Source organism: Polynucleobacter sp. 39-46-10, from assembly GCF_002282275.1.
Genome location: NZ_NCJB01000367.1, coordinates 1 through 2107 on the forward strand (window position 1 = coordinate 1; position 2107 = coordinate 2107).

At 44.3% G+C, this 2107-nt stretch carries 2 protein-coding genes; both read left to right on the plus strand.

Annotated features, from left to right (window positions below):
• A partial coding sequence (gene rfbB, locus B7X71_RS15705; RefSeq protein WP_293601413.1) for a dTDP-glucose 4,6-dehydratase occupies positions 1-1047 on the plus strand: 1047 nt, incomplete at its 5' end.
• A 7-nt stretch (positions 1048-1054) separates the two neighbouring features.
• Complete coding sequence (rfbD, locus tag B7X71_RS15710) at positions 1055-2047, plus strand: dTDP-4-dehydrorhamnose reductase (RefSeq protein WP_293599278.1); 993 nt, start codon at positions 1055-1057, stop codon at positions 2045-2047.
• Positions 2048-2107 lie beyond the last annotated feature (60 nt).

Sequence of the window (2107 nt, forward strand, 5' to 3'; positions counted from 1 at the left end):
ACTGGTGGTGCGGGTTTTATTGGCGGTAATTTTGTTCTAGATTGGCTTAGCAATCCAAATGCTGAAGGCATCGTTAATCTAGATAAACTAACCTATGCTGGAAATCTCGCTACTCTTGAATCCCTCAAAAGTGATCCTCGTCATATTTTTGTTCATGGCGACATTGGTGATAAAGATTTAGTTAGCAAGTTATTAAATGAACATCAGCCACGTGCCATTATCAATTTTGCTGCTGAGAGCCATGTGGATCGCTCGATTCATGGACCGGCTGAGTTTGTTACTACCAATATTGTGGGCACCTTCAATCTATTGGAATCTGCGCGTGAGTACTGGAATAGCCTGGATGACTCCAGCAAGAAGGCATTCCGCTTTCATCATGTCTCTACTGATGAGGTGTATGGATCTCTCTCGGCTAGTGACCCTGCGTTTACCGAAACCAATCCTTATGAGCCTAATAGCCCATACTCTGCCTCTAAAGCGGCATCCGATCATTTGGTGCGCGCCTGGTTTCATACCTATGGATTCCCAGTCCTAACTACCAACTGCTCTAATAACTATGGCCCTTATCACTTCCCAGAGAAGTTGATTCCATTAGTCATTCTGAATGCATTTAACAGCAAGCCTTTGCCAATCTATGGTGATGGGCAGCAAATTCGGGATTGGTTATATGTTGGCGATCATTGCTCGGCAATTCGTGAGGTGCTAGCTAATGGAAAATTAGGCGAGACTTACAACATTGGCGGCTGGAATGAAAAGGCTAATATCGATGTAGTCAAAACTATTTGCAGTATTTTGGATGAGCTCAAGCCACGTGGCGATGGTAAATCCTATGCGGATCAAATCACTTTCGTTAAAGATCGTCCGGGACATGACCGACGTTATGCGATTGATGCTAGCAAGGTAGAGCGAGATCTGGGTTGGCGTCCAGCTGAAACTTTCGATACTGGAATTCGTAAAACTGTGCAATGGTATTTGGATAATCCTGTTTGGATTGAGGGTGTAGTCAGTGGCTCTTATCGTGACTGGCTTTCTAAGCACTACAACTAAAGAGCAAATGAAGATCCTCGTATTTGGCAAGGATGGCCAATTGGGAAAAGCCTTTCAAGAGACATTCGATCTCTTTTCTGCGGCTTTGCCAGCGATGCCAGTGATGCCAGTGATTCAATACATCGAACGTTTTAATTGCGATCTTGCTGATGCAGAGAAGTTAAGTCGATTGCTTGATCAATTTCAGCCTCAGCTCATTATTAATGCTGCTGCTTATACGGCTGTTGATAAGGCGGAGATGGAATCCGATTTGGCTTTTGCGATCAATGCGAGAGCCCCGGAGATCATGGCTCAATATGCTGCAGAACATGGCGCCACCCTATTGCACTACTCGACTGATTATGTCTTTGATGGTGAGAAATACGGCTACTATTTAGAGGACGATATACGCAATCCCTTGGGGGTTTACGGCAAAAGTAAGGCTGCAGGTGAAGAGGTAATAGCCCAAGTTTTTGCTACTGTTAAAGGCAATGGCCAATACGCAATTTTTAGAACTAGCTGGGTGTATGGTGAGGGTGGTAATTTCATTCGCACGATTTTGCGTTTGGCTAAAGAGCGTGAAGAGTTAAAGATTATTCATGACCAATTTGGTGTGCCGACAAGTGCTCAGTGGTTGGCAAAAGTGAGTTTAAATTTAGCTATGGATGAGCAATTTTTCTTAAGAAAATTCTCGTCGGGCATCTATCATGCCGTTCCTGCAGGAGAGACCACTTGGTATGGCTTGGCATGTTTAGTTGTGCAGTCAGCACTCGATGCTGGTGTAACCCTCAAGGTCAATCCAAGCGCCATTAAACCTATTCTTGCGATGGAATACCCCTTGCCGACCCCAAGACCCATGAATTCAAGGATGTCTACTGATAAATTACGACTTGCTTTGGCTAAAACGCCTATTGATACTTCCAACTCTTATAATCATGTCAGTGATGCTTTCGAGTTTCCGGCATGGGAAGCTATGGCGCGTGAGTATGTATTGAAGCTGGCTCGCGATAAATTGATTTAAATATATTGGGATTGCAATGGCGACTAATCGCAAAGGAATTATTTTGGCAGGGGGGTCAGG

Coding starts and splice junctions, on each gene's coding strand:
- rfbD (WP_293599278.1), top strand. CDS start 1,055: ATGAAGATCCTCGTATTTGGCAAGGATGGCCAATTGGGAAAAGCCTTT.